The organism is Paenibacillus sp. strain BS8-2 (assembly GCF_054483835.1).
Genome location: NZ_CM137010.1, coordinates 1,939,384 through 1,957,747 on the forward strand (window position 1 = coordinate 1,939,384; position 18,364 = coordinate 1,957,747).

An 18,364-nucleotide genomic window follows, 5' to 3' on the forward strand; every position below is an offset into this window, starting at 1 on the left:
ACTGGAGGTTGGCGAAGATGCGTTATGTAGCTGGCTTGGACGGCGGCGGAACAAAAACAGCGGTAACGGTGGCCGAAGAAGGCGGAGCAATCGTCCACACGTTTGTGGCGGGTCCATTGAATCTGAATGGGCAAGACGAGATCAGTGTGCGTTCGACGCTGCTGCAGATCTGTGAGGAGATCGCTGCTTGCTGCGAAGGCGGGCTCAAGGCATGCGCGGTGATGGCGGTCGGAGCGGCAGGGATCAGTAACCCGACCGTTAGCGGACGTCTAAATGACGGACTGAGGCAAGGCGGCTTCGCAGGCGAGCTGGTGCTGGTAGGCGACCATGAGACGGCACTGTGGGGCGCTCACGAAGGGCCGCATGGCATGATCTTGATCGCTGGTACCGGCTCTATCGCTTATGGTCGCAACGGAGATGATACGGTGCATCGCGCCGGGGGCTTTGGTCACCTGATCGACGATGAGGGAAGCGGCTACAGTATCGGTCGTGATCTGCTGTCCGCTGTCGTCCGCTCGTCGGATGGACGCGAGGCGCCGACTGTGGTAACAGAGCTGGTGTATGCGCAGCTTGGAGTGTCAACCGTGCACGAGATTGTCGGCTTCGTCTATGACAAGGAGCGCAACAAAGCCGACATTGCCGCGCTCGCACCGCTGCTCTCAGTAGCTTGCGAAGCCGGCGACACCGTCGCTTTGCGCATCGCGGAGCGGAACGCGCTCGCTCTTGTCGAGACGGCGTCCGCGGTTGCGGAGCAGCTTGGCCTTACGGACGGCGGCGAGCTTGCTCTGCTTGGCAGCGTGCTGCTGCAGAGCAAGGCGGTGCGCGCGGCGTTCGAGAACGGCATGTCGGCTCGCCATCCTCGGCTGAGGTGCATCGATGCTCGGCGAAACGCTGCCTATGGTGCAATGCTGCTCGCGATGACCAAGCTGTAGAGGATGCGCTAAAGCTTGGGAGCAGGCAGAGAAATGGCGGGATAAGCACGCCATTGTGCCTGTAGCGCGGAAGTAACTTGAAGCACGTATTGCAAGCTATAGTCGATATTGCGAACTAAACGGGGGAGACGGTATGTTTCAATGGACGCAAGAGAAGCCCTACGTGTATGCGGTAGGGTTGATGTCGGGAACGTCGCTTGATGGGGTGGATGCGGCGGTTGTGCGGATCGAAGGCAGCGGGCTGGAGTCACAGGTGCAACTGGTCCACTATTATAGCCGTCCTTATGATCATGCGCTGAAAGTGCGGTTAAAGGAGCTTTGCGACCCTGCTACTTCGGATGTTGCCAAGCTCGCCGGGATGAACGTGTACATTGCCGAACGTTTTGCTGAGGCGACTCTTGAAGCGGTGCGGGAGGCGGGGCTCGAAATGAACCAAATAGCTTTTGTTAGCTCGCATGGCCAGACGGTATGGCATATGCCAGAGGCAACGCCAAGTGATCCATTCCTCGCGCGTTCGACGCTGCAGATCGGGGATTTGTCCGTTATCGCGAAGCTGACGGGCTGCTTGACGATCGGCGATTTCCGTCCCGCGGACATGGCCGTCGGCGGGCAAGGAGCACCGCTGGTTCCTTATGGCGACTTGATCCTATTCGGACACCCATCGAAGGGGAGATTACTCCAAAACATCGGCGGCATCGGCAACTGCACGGCGCTTCCGGCAGGAGCGAGCGCTAACGATCTCTTTGCGTTCGATACCGGACCAGGCAACATGATTATCGATCAAGTCGTGCATACGCTTAGTGATGGACGACTTAGTTACGACGCGGACGGCGCATGGGCCGCTGAGGGAGAAGCGAATGAGGAACTGCTCGCAAGTATACTGGCGCATCCGTATTTCGGCCAGCTTCCACCGAAATCTACGGGTCGCGAATTGTTCGGCGCTTCATATACAGCCGAATTTCTAACACGAGCGCAGGAGCGCGGACTAACAAGCGCCGACATCGTGGCGACCGCTACGGCTTTCACGGCACGCTCGATCGCCGATGCCTGCCTTCGTTTCGTTATGCCGCGGTGCCGCATAGACGAAGTCATTGTCAGCGGCGGAGGTGCGCACAATCTAACGTTGCTCGGTCAGCTTCGAGAGCTTCTGCCGGAGCAACGAATCTTAACTTCCAGCGAGCTCGGACTGGCGGATGATGCGAAGGAAGCCGTTATTTTTGCCCTGCTCGGCAACGATTTCCTAAGAGGCATCAGCAACAACATTCCGGCGGCGACCGGCGCGTCCAGACCTACAATCATGGGTAAGCTGGCATTGCCGTAAAGTTTAATCGAAATTTAGCCTCCTCTGACAAACAGAGTAGCGCTGATCGTCCACATCATAAGGGCGAAACAGATACCGGCTGCTATCGCGTAGCCGGATATCTGCTCATCCTTCTTCAGGTTGTACAATAATCCAGCTGCAAACATGATAAACCCGAATGCATACAGCGGCATCAGCAAGACAGCAGATATCGTAAAAAACGCTTCCATGATTACACCTCTTCTCCCCAATAATCGAACGTTGCGCCGAGACAAACCATGCAATTACAGCAATGCTTATTCTTATTACGATCAACGCATCTAACTTAGCGACCTTCCCTCTTCTTGCGGTTCGCCAGCCACACACTTATGAACATGAATCCCAATACGACTGCGCCCACCCCGATCCAAAAATACGCCGACGTCCAGAGCGGCACTTTCGGGTACACCCCATTATAGACCGCCAATATGTACCTGCCGTCGGACGTGAGAATCGCGATAGCCTCGTCTTTGCTGGTATCTAGAATGGCGTAATAAGGCGTCCCTTTTGGGAACGTGTTGGAGAAGTTGCCCCTGTATGTCCCTTCCATGTCCGAATACTTCGTGACTTTGCCGACTTCGGGCCCAATCCGATCCTCGGTAATCGTCATTTCCGTCACTGTATATGAGCTGCCATCGTGAACGACGATACTGGAAGCCCAATCGGCAAATACGGGCAGCACCGAAACTAAGCAAAAGAAGATCATGAATATGGATACCCTCGCAGTGGATCTCATCCTGCAGCACCTCTTCATCCCTGAATATTCCAATTCCAATACATATATTACGCAAGAGAGTGACGGAAAGTTGTCTTTTAATCGGAAGGGAATTATTAAGAACCCCAAAAAAGAGCTGATGAGCTAGGCATTCAGGAGTTAAAACTAAAATGTTAATAGAATCGTAATGCTCAGTATGTCATGATGGAGGGAAGTGAAACGACATAGGGGGACTATGCGAATGAGGGGCCTTCCTTTAACATTCAAAAAATCGAAATGGATTACAAATACCCTGCTGCTGTCGATCATTCCGGTCATCTTGTTCGGTACGTTGACCTATTACATGGGCTCACGGATCGTGCAGCAAGAAATTCATCGCTCGTCCATGGAAAGCCTGTCCCAGGTTCGTTATCAAGTAGAGTCCAATATGCTTAATATTGAGCAGATGTCCAATCAGCTCGCGTTGCAGGCTAACATCATCGAGGTAATGAACGTCAAAAATGAGGTAACGCTCGGTGCGTTCCCGCCCACCAATGAGGTCCGGGATCGTCTATCCCAGATCAAAAACGTGACCGATACGATTCACTCCATTTACTTCTATCACATCGGGCAGGAGATGCTTATTAGTCATGATTTGGTAACCAAGGTTCATGAAACGCGGGTGTTCCGAGACGTATCCTGGTTAGACGATGCCGAAGCGATGATAGAGTCCAGGGAAACGCAGAAGTGGTTGGGTCTCCGCGAGCTGTCAAGCCTGAACGGCCAGACGATATCGACGTTGTCGCATATTCGTATACTACCCATGCTTTACAATCAACCGAAAGCCGTTATTGTTGTGAATATGAAGCCCGATTTTCTCGATCGAACAATTTCCAGGTTTCCGCTTAATGCAGACGGAGAGTTTATCGTGACGAATAATGAGGGGCAGCTGGTTGCCAGAATGCCGGATCATCAGGCGGAGGATGGCCAGACGCAAGTATTTCTTCGCGAGATGGAACAAATGACACAAGATGGAGTGCGGACGAGCCGGGTAGGCGATCACTTTCTCTCCGTGCTGCAATCCGAGAACAACGGCTGGAAGTACGCTATCGCAGTGCCGGCTAATGTACCTCGGCAGCAAGTGGAGGAGTTCAAGCGGATTATTATCGTCATCACGGTTATTTTGTGCCTATTAGCCGTCTATTCCGCTTATTTCACGCACAGTAAGTTTCAGCGTAGTATCCGCTCCCTGCTGGAACGGATTACGGTATCGAGTAAGTCGCCGGGGCCCCAGCTGCCGCAAGGAGACGCAATTATGGAGGTGCAGGAAGGGATCAATCGTTTGCTCGCTGCGGTTAAGGAAGGGCAGAATAAACGCGATATCCATCTCACCTTGCTGCGATCGCATTATCTGAACGCCCTGCTGCACGGCAACGCCGTTGACGTATCCCGGCTGGCAAGGGAAATCGACAAAAGCGAGATGTTCCCTTACGACAAGCTAAGCGTCATGATTGCCCAGATGGATGATTCGGAGAGCAGCTCGTTCCGCAAAGAGCGAGAGCTGTTTCTATTCGCGGTATCGAACATCGGAACAGAGCTGAGCAAGCTGCAGCAGCGGGAAGACCCGCCCTTCCACATCGAGACGATCATTACAGACAGGCATGCGGTCATAATCGTCAATTGTCCTGGCGATCTCGCGGCGGATCAGCTGCCGGTGCAGTTGGCGGATAAGCTCCGCTCGGTCGTCAAACAAATTCTGAAGCAAACGATTACGATCGGCTTAGGTACGATGGTAGATTCGGCTCATGACCTGACCTATTCCTATAGGGAAGCGCTCCAGGCGCTGCAAATGAATCTGGCCCATGCGTATGACGAGGTGCTGCCTTATACCGATATGACACTTGTGGCGGAGAAACTGGTGCAATATCCCGGAGCGGAGGAGCAGGATCTGTTAAACGCGCTCAGAGTCAGGGATGCCGTCCTTGCTGAACGAAGCCTGAAGGAATTCAGGGCTAAGCTGGAGGGGGAGTTTGCCTCCGTCTCTATGGCGAAGACGTTTTATTTGCAGTTGCTGGTCGCTGTTATTCGGTTAGTGCAAGAATACGAGGAGGATATCGTTGCCGTGTTCGGCTACAATCCTTATGAAGCTTTCTTCCGGATGGAATCGATTCGTCAGATCGACGAATGGTTCCGCGAGAAGCTGCTGTCCCCGACCTTGCTTTATATGGATTCTGTCAAACGGCGCAAGACGGATACGATGGTCCGGCAAACCGTCGAATTGATCCGCGCGCGATATGCCTCCGATCTGTCCCTGCAGATGGCGGCGGATGAAATGGGAATTAGCGTTTCTTACTTGAGCAAGCTGTTTAAGGAGGAGCTCGGCGAAACCTTCATCGATTACGTGACGCGCATCCGGTTAGAGAAAGCACAGGAGCTGCTCGTCGAGACGGAGCTCACCATGCAGCAGGTTGCGGACGCCATCGGTTACACGAGTGTGCAGCAGATGTTCCGCGTGTTCAAGAAGAAGCTGGGCATGACGCCGGGAGAATACCGCGAGAATGCAACAACAGAATAAATGAATGTAACCTTCGGAATCGCGGCTGCGCGGCGCCGAAGGTTTTTTCATGCTCAATGGCGGAGCGAAGTGCTGTCTGAGGATTACGAAATCCGCTTTAATTCGTGCATTACGGATACATGAACATCTTTTTCCTTGCCTCGAAAGCTACAGCTGGAAGGCATAATTCCACATTTCAAAAAGTGTGAATAGATACGAAACGCCGCTCCGGGATACATTGGATTCAGGCAACGGACCTGCTGCCGAAATTCATTTGCGTAAGGGGTGAGAAGGTGGGACATCGTCGAATCAATGCAACGCTTCGTTCCTATGCGTCTAATAAATATTTGATTCTCATGTTTTTGCCAGGATTTCTGCTGTTCCTGTTATTCCAGTATGTGCCGATGTACGGCATCCTGATTGCCTTCAAGGACTTCAAAATACTAGAGGGCATTATGGGAAGTCCATGGGCGGGTTTCAAGCATTTTAATTATTTGTTTGCGGGTGAGGGCTTTACCGATGCCTTGCGAAATACGGTCATCATCGCCTTGCTGAAGTACGCGTTTGTTTTTCCAGCTCCCATCATACTCGCGATTATGTTGAACGAGGTCAGACTGGGCTGGCTTAGGCGAAGTTTTCAGACGATCACTTATTTACCGCATTTTTTCTCTTGGGTCATTCTCGGCGGTATCCTTTTCACCTTTCTTGGGCGCGACGGAGGCTTCAACCGAATTCTCGGCTATCTAGGCTTCGAGCCCGTCAGTTGGTTAATCGAGCCTTCCTACTTCTACGGCATTATCGTGTCGACGGATATTTGGCAAAGCGTAGGCTGGGGCTCCATTGTATATTTCGCGGCGCTGGCGGGCATCGACCCTACCTTATACGAAGCGGCGATTGCAGATGGAGCGAGCCGCTGGAGAAGAATCTGGCACATTACGCTGCCAGCGCTTGCGCCTACCATTACCATTATGCTGCTGCTGTCGATCGGCAACTTCCTGTCCGTCGGCTTTGATCAAATTTATAACCTGATGACCGCCACGACCACCAAGGTCGGCGATATTCTAGACACGTACGTCTTGCGCCGGCTTCTCACGATGAATTACGAGCTTGGCGCGGCTGCAGGGGTATTCAGCTCCACCTTTGGCCTGCTGCTGGTTATCATCGCGAACCGACTGGTCAAGTTATACGATAAAGACCAGGGCATCTGGTAGAAGGGAGGCATGATATGCATCATCGCACAAGCAGTGAGAAAATTTTCGACAGTCTCAACATCGTGCTTCTGCTCTTATTGGCCTTGCTGACTCTCTATCCATTTCTGTACACGCTGACGATGTCGCTTAGTACGCCAGTTGACGCCAAGCTGCCCGGACTCCATCTGTTCCCGATGCGGCCGACGCTGGAATCGTACGAGAAGGTGTTTAACCAAAGCGGCATTGTTCAAGCTTTCCTGAATACGGGGATGCGAACGGTCCTTGGCGTGGCTCTCGTGCTGATCTTCACCTCATTATCGGCATATCCGTTGTCGCGCAAATCGTTTCCGCATCGCAGCTTCATAATGAAGCTTTACGTCTTCAGCATGCTGTTCAGCGGCGGTCTGATTCCAATGTACCTTCTGATCCGCAACCTCGGACTACTCAACAGTATTTGGGCGTTAGTGCTCCCGGGGGCCGTGAGTGCGTTTAATTTGATCATCATGCGCAACTTCTTCCAGTCCATCCCGGAGGAAATTATGGATTCGGCCAAAATAGACGGAGCAGGCGAGCTGCGTACCTTTGCTTCGATTGTGCTTCCATTGTCGCTTCCGGTGCTAGCGGTCATTGCGTTATGGGCGGGTGTCGGTCAGTGGAACGCTTGGTTCGATGCCATGATTTATATACAGGATATGGATAAGCAGGTGCTGCAATTGTTCGTCAGACGAACCGTAATTGAAGGGAGCGATGCGCTTGCCACCGAGGCGGAATTGCTGCATGCCACAACCTATTCGAAGGAGACGCTTAAAGCTGCAACCGTCATGATTGCAACGCTGCCCATCCTTTGTGTATATCCGTTTATTCAGCGTTTCTTTGTGAAGGGCATTATGCTGGGTTCTGTAAAAGGCTGATAGGTCAGGCCGGATTAGTTCGGCAGGTCGCAGCCATGGCGCGGGCAGAGTCACCGCGCTTCGACTGGTATCAAGTCGTAAGACTTTATACAATATAGGCAACTCTACATTTATGAACGGGGGAAACAAGATGGTATGGAAAAAGGGAAAGAAGAGCTTGGCATTACAGGGTCTGGCACTGATTGCAGCAACAACTCTCGTGACGGCAGGTTGCTCCAGCAATTCGAATAATCAGGTAGAGCCGTCATCGCCGGGGGCAAGCCCCACCCAAGAAGTCGTGGAGGAGGCTGGACCGGTCGAGCTGACGTGGATGGTCAACGATGTCACGTTGAAGGATTCGTTCGGTCAGAAGTTAGTGGAGGAGAAATTTAACGTTAAGCTGAATATCGTTTCAATTCCACGTGCCGATTACGCGCAGCGTCAGCAAATCATGATGACGACGGGCGAAGTCCCGGACGTGATGATCGTCATGGATCCCAACGAAATGAAGAAATATGCGGATCAAGGCTTGCTTGCCGAGGTGCCGATGGAGCTGCTCGAGCAATACGCGCCGCGAACAAAGGCTGAGATCGACACCAATTCGCCGCAGGGCTGGTTCTATACGGAACATAAAGGCGTCAATTATGGCGTTCCGACGTTGTTCGGCGGCAAGAACACGACTCCGAACGCATGGCGCGTCGATCTGCTGGAGAAAGCGGGAGTAACGAAAATTCCGGAGACGATCGACGAAATGACGGCGGCGTTCGAGGCGCTGAAAAAAATCGACGTATACGGCATGAGCTCTAACGGTAATTCCGATTATGCGGCTTTCCAAAAAATATTCGGCGCGTTCGGCGTTATGCCAATTCAGTGGACGGTCAAGGACGGCAAGGTGACAAACGGAGCCGTTATGCCGGAGGCTAAGGAAGCATTGACATTGCTTGCCGATTGGTATAGCAAGGGGTATATCGATCCCGAATTTGTTACCGGACAAAATCTTGGCGAAAAGTTTATCGACGGGACCTTCGCTTTTAATGATAACACCAGTATTTTTTCGACGGACGAAAGTAATCCGAACTCCGCGATTTCTGCATTAAAGGCAATCAATCCAGAAGGCAAGATCGAATTCAGTCCGCTAGTTAAAGGGCCGCGAGGCGAAAGCGGCGGATGGTCATGGGGAACAGCGGCCAACGGGATCTCGTTTGGTGCACAAATGAAAGATGAGCCGGAGAAGCTGCAGCGCGCACTCGAAATTATTGATGCTGTCATTAACGACGAAGAAATATTTGTGCCGCTTGCTTACGGGACGCAAGGTACGCATTGGGACTTTAAGAACGGAACCGACCTGAAGGAAGGCGTCAAATACTTGCCGCCGTATGACGATGCAGTCAAGCTTAAGGAAGAAGGCATCAAATCCGGAGAAACGTTCTTCGGCGGGCGCCCTAACTTTGAAATCTTCTACAAATATTACGGTGACCAGCTCCGTGAAATTAATGAGAAATATGCCGCTAATCCGGTTGCGGATATCTTCGGAAAACCTGACATCCTGCCTTCGGCCGGCCAATACTGGGGCGATCTGAAGAAGCTGAAGATCGAAACGTATGCCATGATCATCCGCGGCGATCAGCCAATCGATTATTTCGACAGCTTCGTGAAGCAATGGAATGACATGGGCGGCGAGCAGCTGCAGAAGGAAGCACAGGAGTTGTACGATTCGTTACAATAAGCGCGCATTCAGATCATGAAACGAAGGACGGGCAGGGGGGTTATATCCTGCCCGGCTTTCTGCATGAACATGTAAGCGATAGCATGAGGATGTGCTTTGATCTATAACGGTCCGGTTGTTAAGGTGAAGCAGCGCAGGTGAACAAGAGGCGCAAAGAATGTGCAGCAGGAGGTTAATCATGGGGAAAATCGTGTACGAATTGAAGGATCACTTGGATCATCAACAATATGAATGGCCGCTGTCGCTGGTGCGGTATCCCTTGCAGCTTCAGCCCGGAGAGGCGACTCCCGACAGCTTGGTTCTGCGGGACGGAGAAGGTCGGCGGGTACCGGCCCAACTGGTAGGGGCCGAACTGCGGGAAGGTTTTGTCACCGGCGGGGCCATCGCATTCCTAACCGATCTGCCGAGAGGAGCGACGCGGCGCTACGAGCTGACATACGGGATGACTGCGGCACCAGCTTTGGTGGCAATTGCAGAAGCGCATGAAGGAGAAGCTTCATCCCGTGGGATAACGGTAAGGGAGGAAGGGGACACGCTTCGCTTCAGCAACGGGTTGATCGAGGTCGCAGTACCGCGCGTCGGTATAACGATTGCGGGATCCGCCGCGTTGCAAGAGGTGTTCGGGCTGCATTTGGCGGACGGCGGCAAGATGGCCACGGCGCGTCTGGCAAGCGGGCAGTTGTTATGCTCGGTGCAGAGCGAGATCGTCTCTTCCGGGCCTGTTCTTCATGAGCAGCGAATCACCTTTCTGTGGGATAACGATGCGCTTTACGCCATTACAATCCGCTTGGCGGCAGAGATGCCTTTTGTCGAGCTGGAGGAGCATATGCAGGGGATGTCCGGCAATCGGCTGGTTGTCGACTGGACGGGACTGAATCCGACCCGCCGCTATACGAAGAGCCGGGGCGAAGAGGCGATAGACGCTTATCTGGGCGGTGGCGGAGAGCTGCCGTTTCGCATTCTGCCGTATGACAATTTCCACTCCTGGCATACCGGAAGATCTGCCGCGTTCGTGGATGAAGAGCAGCATCTGGCCGCTGGGCTGTTTCATGGCGATCCTATGCAATGGAACGATGGCGAATATGCGCTCTGGAGATCGTCGGATACATTGGCGATTTCTTTCCAATACTGCGGCGAAAGCGGGGGAGCTGCAGATGAGGAGAGGCTTAGCTGGATCTATCCGCTTGCTTCTGGCGTCAGGGCGACTAAGATTGCGTTATACGACCCCGATCGGAAGCGTGCGGCTCAGTCTACAGCGGCGTTTCGAGTTCCCATCACGCTTACTGTACTTCCGCTAATTGATGAATTGGCACTCTGGCATAGCTTCCTGGCGCTTGACAAGACGAAGGACTGGGTGCTGGATTGGGAGGAGCCGCAGGCGCAATATCCAAGGCTGTTCGATCCGGAGCAGCTGCCGGAGGAGGGGCATCTATGGTACTTCGATCTGCATGAGCTGCCGAGACCGGAGGATATGGAAGAAATCGTCGATAAGCTGTCCTTCAACTTCAATCAGGTAGAGGGCACGTCTCCCGTATCGAGCCGTGAGTTCGCCTTCTGGACTCCGGTATTCGACCTGTCAGCCAGAGACATGACGCCGGAGCAATTCCGCCGCTTCAAGGCGTCCAGTGCGATGATGGCGTATGTGCGCGAAGACGAGTATGTGGCTCCGATCCATACGATGCTGTCGGGTCATCCCAACTTTCTGGCGGATTACAAAGCTGTCCTCGGTTATATGTCCGGGCTGTTCCCGAATCATCCCCATTCAGGCCGGTGGGTGGAGCATTACGAGAAGGCGATGGCGCTGAATCTGAAATATCATACCCGTCCCGATGTGGCGGCATGGAACGCAGAGGGCGGCCGCTGGACGGAGAATTTGGGCTGCTATGTCTGGGCTGCGCTTGTACCGATGCTGCGATCCGCCTGGTGTATACGCAAAACGTATGGCGACAATGCGCTGTTGTATCCCAATCTGGCCAAGCTCGCGGGCTATCTGCTGAAGAGTCTCAGCGCTCCGCTTAGAGACGGCCGCTCCTATCCGCCACAGGGTGCGCATGCCGGTGTCCATAACGATCCGCTGACCCCGCCTTACGCGCTTCGGGTGCTGGGGGAAATGTTGAAACACTACGATCCGCTGCTGGCCGAGCAGCTGCTGGCGGTATGTCCGGTAGAGGCTCCGGGCTTCGAAAGCAAGGCGCATTGCGACGTCTGGCGCCTTATGCTGCAAGACGAATCGCCAACGAATGTCGGCACGCCCCCGCAGCTGAAGTCGGTAAAAATGACAGGCTACGGTCACGTCTTGCGATCCGCAGTCGGGACATCCGGCGAGATGTCGGTGCATCTGCAGCAGATCGACGAAGGTCCTAATTACCGCTGGGGCCGATCCGGCGATGGCGGCAACGGCATTATCTATTATTACGCGGACGGCAAACGGTACAGCTATAACCGTCCCGAGGATGTCGGAGACGACAATATGGGGACGGGAGAAGGCAGCTCTACCTTTGCTGTACTTGATGGCCATGAATACAAAAGCATCGGTCGACGCGAGCTGACGGGACCGCTGCATGACTTCCGCTTTGCCCAGTTTGCCGAACTGCTGGCAGGACCGGATGCGCTGCCTCATTACCGCTCCCGCAGCGTGCTGATGTCCGGCAACGACTATATTGTCATCTACGATGAGGTGGCCGATATGAGGGTGCGAGGCCGTTTCTCCTGGTTCTCGCATCGAGAGGATCCCTTCCCGTCTATTTACCAACTAAAGCCGGGAGCGGCTTCGTCGCCGGTGACCTTGGGCGGTCCGATTGACGGCCCTCAGGTTAAACCCGGAGACTACCGGATCAATCGGAAAGCTCATGGCTACCCGGACGGCGCTGTTGGTCGCTATTATGACGGCTTTGGCGATTTCCTGACGGTAGTTACTCACCGAGGCGAATGGCAGCCTCAAATTAAAGCCGTCAAAGCGATGCCTTACGGCGCCATCGTCGCGCTGGTCGGCCGCGAGGATCATATTTTCCGCAGCGCAACGCGCATTCGCCACCACGGAGAGAATGCGGCATTCGACGGCTACGCGGGCATCGTGCGCCTCTACGGCAACAATCATGCTGAAGCGGCGTTGTTCCGCGGCCGTTACATCGCGGCGGCGGGTTTGGCGGCGACGATCAAGCCGGTAGCCGGAGAGAATTCCGCTGACTGTGGCACAGCAGGAAGCGCAGGCGGTAACGAATCGGAGGCTGCATTCGCCTTTGCTACCGTAGCCGGTTCGCTTAGTGGTCGCTCTTCTTCATCGGTGCCGATCAACGTCCGGTTGGAGCTGCCGTCCTCCCATATGTCCAGACTGCATAGGCTATACGTAGACGGCAAGGCGTACGAGGTGTCGACGCTCCATAGCGGAAGCGGCATCCAGACGGTGCTGGAATTTGTATTGCCTGCCGGTCGGACTGAGTGGCAATGGACAGCGTGCGATGCCGTGCCGGGCAAGCCGGGCAAGATCTGCGTATCGATTGCTTCCCCGACTGCCGCGGACGTAGAATGGGACGCTGCTGCGGGCGCGGATCGTTATGAGCTGGCCATCAGCAAGGATAATTGTCGCTCCTGGAAGGTGATGGTTGATCGTATTGCGACGCAACGCTTCCAACTGGAAGGGTTGGCAGCGGGAACGAAGCTTCACGTTAAGGTCCGCGCTTGCAGGGGAGAAGCGGCGGGAGAATGGAGCGAGCCGTTCCCGATCTATCCGACGGAGCTTCCTCCCGCAGCACCTCAAGGTTTGCGGTTGAAGCGCGATGACGGGGCGATTCAAGCATCCTGGGGAATGGTGCTGGGGGCGCAGAGCTACCGGCTATATCGGCGGAAGCTGGGAGAGATTCATAACGAATTGATCTACGAGGGTCGTGAGCGTCAATATTTGGACGATCGCGCAGGGCAGGATGAGACGGAGAGCCAATATGCGTATAGCATCGCGGCCTTGAACGGCAACGGGGAGGGGCTTTGCTCGCTGGAGAGGGATACCGTTCCGGGTGGGCTTATCGACTGGGATCCAAAGCCGGACGAGACATTCCGCCGCTACATCCGCAGCCATGAATACGGCCATAACGGCTTCAACTTCTGGGAGAATGAGCGGAAGGGCAGCTTGCCGCCATATCCGCAGGCATAATGGAACGGGAGAGGACGATAGAGATGTCAAGAACGATCGAGTTAGTAAGAAAGGCTGTTGTCGACGCGACGCTGCGGATGCCGCTGCGTGAGTGGAACTGGAGCGAGGGAGTGGCGTTGTACGGTCTCACGACGTTATGGGAGAGCACGGGCTCGGGGAGTATTCGCGCTTTTCTCGAACGCTGGTATGGCGAACAGCTTAGTACGGGCGCGATACCGGAAACGGTAAATGCCACGGCTCCTTGGGCGGGTTTAATGAGGATGTCGGGCAAGCTTGACATCGTCGATTACGATGAACGGCTAGCGAATCGCGTCGATCACTTGCTGTACCGTGCGCTTAGACTGGAGAACGGCGCTTACGAGCATACGCTGACGGAAACCAAGTTCGAGAAGCAGATGTGGGTCGATACGCTGTTCATGGCGGGATTGTTCCTGACGGAAGCGGGCTTGCGACTTGGGAACGAAGAAGCGGTTCGTGAGGGATTGAGGCAGTTCCATGTGCATGTTGCGGGACTGCAGCAGCCTAACGGCTTGTTCTATCATGGTTGGGACGAAGGCAAGGGCAACGTTATCGGCTGCCAATGGGCGCGCGGCAACGCTTGGGCTGCCGTTGTAGCGGTAGAGTTGCTGCGTATTGTTCCGGAAGCCTATGCGGAAGATCGGTTGGCGATACGGGAGGTTCTGCACAAGCAGCTAAAGGGGCTGCAGACCTATCAGGACTTGTCGGGATTATGGACGACGGTCGTGACGGAACCAGGCACGTATACGGAAAGCTCGGCGGCGGCAGGCATCGCATACGCCGTGCTGCGAGGCATTCGCGAGGGGGTGGTAGACCCTGAGTTCGCCGCTATGGCTCACAAGGCGTACCGGGCCGTCTGCGCGCTCATCGATCATGAAGGTGTACTGCGCGGCGTGTCAAGCGGCACGGGCGTGCAGAGCCATCCAGGCGAATACCACGTTATCGCGCGCGGCCGTCAGGAGGGCTACGGCCAAGGGTTGCTGCTTATGATGCTGTCTGAAGAGATATAAGCAGGATAAGCGAAGGGAGCGGGAACATGGCAATGAAAATTAGGTGCGAGGAAGCGATGGGTTCTGGCCTTGAATCGGAGCTGCCGGTCGAGAGACTACTGGACGGAGCGGAGCCAGAGACGCTGATCTACAAGAGCATTGGAGACCTGGATCTTCGCCTGCTTGTCATGAAACCGGCAGGGTGGAGACAGGAGGATCAACGTCCTGTGATTCTCTGGATTCACGGAGGAGGCTGGTCAGGCGGGCAGCCCGAACAGTTCGTGCCCCATAGCCGATACACAGCGCTGCGGGGAGCCGTCGGAGTTTGCGTGCAGTATCGACTCATCCCGAGGGCGGAATCGGTACCGGTTGCTAATCCCTCTTTTGCAGCATCTAAGGTGGAGGATTGCTTGAGCGACTGCTTGGATGCGCTAACGTTCCTTCGCGAGCACGCGGCAGAGTTGGGTATAAACCCGGAACGCATCGTCGTTGCAGGGGATTCCGCAGGCGGACATCTAGCTGCTTGTCTCGGAACGCTGCCGGAAGGCAGTCCGCTCCATCCTTTTGCGGTTGTTAATTGCAACGGCATCGTTGATGTGACGGACAAATGGCGCCATTCTGCGCGCGGTTCCTTGCTAGGTACGGAGCTTCTTGACAAGGAGGAGGCTGTACGGGATTGGTTTCAGCAGCGCGAGGAGATGAGGTTAATCTCCCCATTGCAGCGTGCCCGCACAGGCCAACCGCCGTCGCTGACGCTGCATGGCTTGCTCGATCGGACGGTCGAAGCGGAGCAGTCCGTGCGGTATGTAGAAACGCACCGTAGTTTAGGCAACGACGCGAGGCTTATTCTGTACCCCCGCTCGAAGCATGCGTTCATTTTATTCGGTTATACGGCGGCAGTGGAGGAGAGCTTGGAAGCGCTAGGCGATATCGATCGTTTTTTGGCCGACATCGGGCTTTGGAGCAGATAACAAATAAACAGCGGCAATCCAGGTTGGATATTTCCCCTGGGCTGCCGCTTTTGTATTGTCGACATCACATCGGATTTAGGCTGTGGTACATCTTCGCTAAGGATTGGCAGATCCGCTCTTGGATAACCGAGGAATGAAAATATCCACCATGCGAACCTAGCGGTGTCCAAGCCATTAAACCGGGGTTGCGTGCTTCGATATCTTCGGTCACTGCTTTGTTATAGGGCACACTTAATGATTTGAGCGGGTAGGCGATGACATCGTCCTTGTCGTAGAAGTTGACCCATTCGCCGACATGCTGATGCTTGAATTTGGGAGCGGGTACGACTACAGGCTTGCCGAAATCATCGTACCGGAGCGTCCAAAGCGCGATGGGGCTTCCCAGCGTGTAGAGATGGGAGAGCGTCTCGCCCTTCTCAAGCGGGGAGTTGCCGTGTGCAATGATCGATTGGATACGGGGCGGGAGTTTCCGGTTCTGTAGATCATAGAGGTAGTTGCTTGCGACGATGGAGCCAAGGCTATGACCAATGAGGCAAAGTGGAGCATCCGGGCCCGCGCGTCTAGCCAGGCATTGCAGCTTATGCGCGACGCGTTCATGAATATCGGTATAGATGAATTCGTGTGGATGCGGATTATCTGCACGGGGGATTGGTTGATAGGCGATGGCATCCCCGGCAAAGCTCACCATGAAGCCGCGTGCATCGATCCAATTGTCCCATCGCAGCTTATACGGAGCCAGCTTGCATAGCAGCTTCTCCTCGATCCGCTCCGTTATATCCCCCCAGTAGATGCCTTCTACAAACAATTCAATCTCCGGACATATAAGAGATAGACGCTCCGTCAGCTCCTTGGCCAGCTCCAGATGGAAATCTGGGAGTTGTCTGCCGATGCCATGAATGATTCCGACCGCGATTTTCATGATGTTTCCCCTCTCCGCACGCGATACATGTTGATTCAACATATGCAGGGAGTGGGCGAATGCTCCTACTTTGAAGCGGCTAGTTCCTATTAAGCTTGCTTCTGCAGGCTCCAATTGAAACGGGCTAACTTGCGCTGGCTCTTGATCGTTGCAGAATGCTGCAAACGATACAGGGACCAGAACATCAAAAAAAGCATGTCACTGACGCGAGAAGCGTCCTTAACATGCTTTTAAAATTCTAAGCGTACTATGTCAACTACTTTTTACGGACTTTAGAGCACCCCAAACACACCTAACCTGTAGAATTTTAAAAATAGGGTTACCAACTGACGAAAAGCGGTGGACGAAAGCGGTATGTCTCGAATCTGAAGAAATAGCCTCGTTTCAATCCTGTATGCAATCTGGCTGAGTGCAGATAGCTGTTCTAACGTACAATTCGCATTGACAGGACGAGGTGGATAACGCTTTAGTACGAGGTCTGGGCCTCCAGAATTTGATCCGATCTTCCCTCGGTCCCAGACATACCGACTTCATCATTTTTCTTTGTATCTAGGCAGCGCTTGATGTGATCATGCAATTAAAGGCGAGCTTTTTGTTGATTTCCTGCACGAGCCGATAAGCTGGCTTGGAGGAATGGAACGGCTGCTTATCGCGTAACATGGCAAAAGCGATCTTAAGCATCTTGTTGCCCATTGCTACAAAGGTTGCGCGTTCGTGCTTGCCTCGGCTTCTGAGACGTTCGTAAAACGGCTTCAGGTCCTCATTATGCAAGCAGAGGCTCCGCCCAGCTAGATAAGTGACATAGCGTAAGTGAGTATTGCCCTGCTTGGAGATTTTGCGATAAGAGCCCGCGCCGCCGCCTGACTGCTTGACGATCGGATTGGTACCGGCCTTCTTGATGAGTTGCCCGGCATGCTGATAATCCAAGACATTACCGATCTCCGCGTAGAGCTCTGCCGCCAAGGATACGCCGAGTCCAGGAACCGTAAGGAGTAAGCTACCGTCGGTCTGAAGCAACAGGTTTTCAATCTCATTGTCCAGCGTATTGATTTTGGCATCGAAGGCGCGGAGGTCCTGTAGCTTCATACGTAGCACCATGAGCTCGGGACGGAGCGTCTGCACGTCTGAGGCAAGTGATTCCTTTGCCACATGAAGCAGCTTGCCGATTGCGTTCGTACGCAACTTCAAGTTGTGCTGAACGGAAAGCTTCCGTAGCCCCATCTCACCAAGTTGCAAAACGAGAGCGGGGTGCGGGTAGTACTCCATGAAGTAGAGAGATGCTTTCCCCCACAAGTCGCTAAACACTTTTATTTTCTTAGCTCTTCCATTCTGGTGTTCGGCGTAACCTTGATACTCACGCCAGACGATATCCAGGATGTTTCGGATCTCCATACGAAGGCTAGAACGCTTGCGAATTTCTGAGCGCTTTGCACGAGTTAGGACGCGCAACTGTCTTTGCAGGCCTTCCGTTAAACGATACTCCGTCGCTTTATTGTTACGAATGGCGTGAGCAATGGCGACGAGGTCGAGGTCATCGGTTTTGCACCAACTAAGAGCGCTGGCACGCTCTTCAGAGGTCGTGTAGGCGTTGAGAATTTGAACGTGGTACCCATGCATGGTCATCTGTCTGACAATGTCCTCGTAGTAGTGGCCGGTTGCTTCAATGCCAAGAAACAAGCGTACGGCTTCCGTGTCTCGAATGGCTCTTTCAATCGTGTCGTATAGGAGTTTCATTCCGGATTGACTGACGGAAAAAAAGAAGGGTTTCTCAATCACGTCGCCGAAATAATTGCATATGAGTGCTTTTTGGTGGAGCTTTGCCGCATCGATCGCTACGATGAGTACTTGCTCCAGGTTAACACCTCGCAGTTGTTGACTGAACTTTGTTCCCTTTAAGCCTTGAATATGTTGGGATTTCCCCATGTGACTTCAACCTCCTGTGGTGGGTGGTTAGATTGAAGCTCTTCGTCAGGTGCTTCTTTCTTCGATAGTCGC

At 53.9% G+C, this 18,364-nt stretch carries 13 protein-coding genes; 9 read left to right on the plus strand and 4 right to left on the minus strand.

Annotation, left to right across the window (positions count from 1 at the left end; translation table 11 throughout):
* Positions 1–17 precede the first annotated feature (17 nt).
* On the plus strand, positions 18–932 hold the full coding sequence (locus ACX1C1_RS08520) for an N-acetylglucosamine kinase (RefSeq protein ID WP_458956670.1): 915 nt from the start codon (positions 18–20) through the stop codon (positions 930–932).
* A gap of 133 nt (positions 933–1,065) precedes the next feature.
* Positions 1,066–2,253, plus strand: a complete 1,188-nt coding sequence (locus tag ACX1C1_RS08525; protein WP_458956671.1) for an anhydro-N-acetylmuramic acid kinase — start codon at positions 1,066–1,068, stop codon at positions 2,251–2,253.
* A 14-nt stretch (positions 2,254–2,267) separates the two neighbouring features.
* Here the strand turns inward: ACX1C1_RS08525 and ACX1C1_RS08530 are convergent, their stop codons facing one another.
* Entirely contained in the window at positions 2,268–2,462 is a 195-nt protein-coding gene (locus tag ACX1C1_RS08530) for a hypothetical protein (protein WP_458956672.1), read from the minus strand.
* A 95-nt stretch (positions 2,463–2,557) separates the two neighbouring features.
* A complete protein-coding gene (locus ACX1C1_RS08535) occupies positions 2,558–3,007 on the minus strand; it encodes a hypothetical protein (protein ID WP_458956673.1) in 450 nt (149 codons plus the stop codon).
* Between the two features lie 220 nt (positions 3,008–3,227).
* Here ACX1C1_RS08535 and ACX1C1_RS08540 point away from each other — a divergent pair, with 220 nt between their 5' ends.
* The 7 genes from ACX1C1_RS08540 to ACX1C1_RS08570 all read left to right on the plus strand — a co-directional run bounded on the left by ACX1C1_RS08540 (position 3,228) and on the right by ACX1C1_RS08570 (position 15,450).
* On the plus strand, positions 3,228–5,540 hold the full coding sequence (locus ACX1C1_RS08540; protein ID WP_458956674.1) for a helix-turn-helix domain-containing protein: 2,313 nt from the start codon (positions 3,228–3,230) through the stop codon (positions 5,538–5,540).
* A gap of 272 nt (positions 5,541–5,812) precedes the next feature.
* Positions 5,813–6,730, plus strand: coding sequence for an ABC transporter permease (locus ACX1C1_RS08545; RefSeq protein WP_458956675.1), 918 nt, complete (start codon positions 5,813–5,815; stop codon positions 6,728–6,730).
* Between the two features lie 14 nt (positions 6,731–6,744).
* Complete coding sequence (locus ACX1C1_RS08550) at positions 6,745–7,620, plus strand: carbohydrate ABC transporter permease (protein ID WP_458956676.1); 876 nt, start codon at positions 6,745–6,747, stop codon at positions 7,618–7,620.
* Between the two features lie 130 nt (positions 7,621–7,750).
* Positions 7,751–9,325, plus strand: a complete 1,575-nt coding sequence (locus tag ACX1C1_RS08555; protein WP_458956677.1) for an extracellular solute-binding protein — start codon at positions 7,751–7,753, stop codon at positions 9,323–9,325.
* Positions 9,326–9,503: 178 nt separating this feature from the next.
* Positions 9,504–13,472, plus strand: a complete 3,969-nt coding sequence (locus tag ACX1C1_RS08560; protein WP_458956678.1) for a fibronectin type III domain-containing protein — start codon at positions 9,504–9,506, stop codon at positions 13,470–13,472.
* 23 nt (positions 13,473–13,495) lie between these two features.
* Positions 13,496–14,500 carry a glycoside hydrolase family 88/105 protein gene (locus ACX1C1_RS08565; protein ID WP_458956679.1) on the plus strand — a complete coding sequence of 335 codons (1,005 nt, stop codon included), beginning with the start codon at positions 13,496–13,498 and terminating at the stop codon, positions 14,498–14,500.
* A gap of 26 nt (positions 14,501–14,526) precedes the next feature.
* Complete coding sequence (locus ACX1C1_RS08570; protein ID WP_458956680.1) at positions 14,527–15,450, plus strand: alpha/beta hydrolase; 924 nt, start codon at positions 14,527–14,529, stop codon at positions 15,448–15,450.
* Between the two features lie 64 nt (positions 15,451–15,514).
* On the opposite strand, the gene ACX1C1_RS08575 is transcribed toward ACX1C1_RS08570, so the two are convergent.
* Both ACX1C1_RS08575 and ACX1C1_RS08580 read right to left on the minus strand, forming a co-directional pair.
* Positions 15,515–16,369: an alpha/beta hydrolase family protein gene (locus tag ACX1C1_RS08575; RefSeq protein WP_458956681.1), complete on the minus strand. Its 855-nt coding sequence runs from the start codon at positions 16,367–16,369 to the stop codon at positions 15,515–15,517.
* Positions 16,370–16,918: 549 nt separating this feature from the next.
* On the minus strand, positions 16,919–18,292 hold the full coding sequence (locus tag ACX1C1_RS08580) for an IS110 family RNA-guided transposase (RefSeq protein ID WP_458952756.1): 1,374 nt from the start codon (positions 18,290–18,292) through the stop codon (positions 16,919–16,921).
* Between the last annotated feature and the right edge of the window lie 72 nt (positions 18,293–18,364).

Coding starts and splice junctions, on each gene's coding strand:
- ACX1C1_RS08530 (WP_458956672.1), bottom strand. CDS start 2,462: ATGGAAGCGTTTTTTACGATATCTGCTGTCTTGCTGATGCCGCTGTAT.
- ACX1C1_RS08520 (WP_458956670.1), top strand. CDS start 18: ATGCGTTATGTAGCTGGCTTGGACGGCGGCGGAACAAAAACAGCGGTA.
- ACX1C1_RS08565 (WP_458956679.1), top strand. CDS start 13,496: ATGTCAAGAACGATCGAGTTAGTAAGAAAGGCTGTTGTCGACGCGACG.
- ACX1C1_RS08580 (WP_458952756.1), bottom strand. CDS start 18,292: ATGGGGAAATCCCAACATATTCAAGGCTTAAAGGGAACAAAGTTCAGT.
- ACX1C1_RS08535 (WP_458956673.1), bottom strand. CDS start 3,007: ATGAGATCCACTGCGAGGGTATCCATATTCATGATCTTCTTTTGCTTA.
- ACX1C1_RS08525 (WP_458956671.1), top strand. CDS start 1,066: ATGTTTCAATGGACGCAAGAGAAGCCCTACGTGTATGCGGTAGGGTTG.
- ACX1C1_RS08550 (WP_458956676.1), top strand. CDS start 6,745: ATGCATCATCGCACAAGCAGTGAGAAAATTTTCGACAGTCTCAACATC.
- ACX1C1_RS08555 (WP_458956677.1), top strand. CDS start 7,751: ATGGTATGGAAAAAGGGAAAGAAGAGCTTGGCATTACAGGGTCTGGCA.
- ACX1C1_RS08570 (WP_458956680.1), top strand. CDS start 14,527: ATGGCAATGAAAATTAGGTGCGAGGAAGCGATGGGTTCTGGCCTTGAA.
- ACX1C1_RS08575 (WP_458956681.1), bottom strand. CDS start 16,369: ATGAAAATCGCGGTCGGAATCATTCATGGCATCGGCAGACAACTCCCA.
- ACX1C1_RS08540 (WP_458956674.1), top strand. CDS start 3,228: ATGAGGGGCCTTCCTTTAACATTCAAAAAATCGAAATGGATTACAAAT.
- ACX1C1_RS08560 (WP_458956678.1), top strand. CDS start 9,504: ATGGGGAAAATCGTGTACGAATTGAAGGATCACTTGGATCATCAACAA.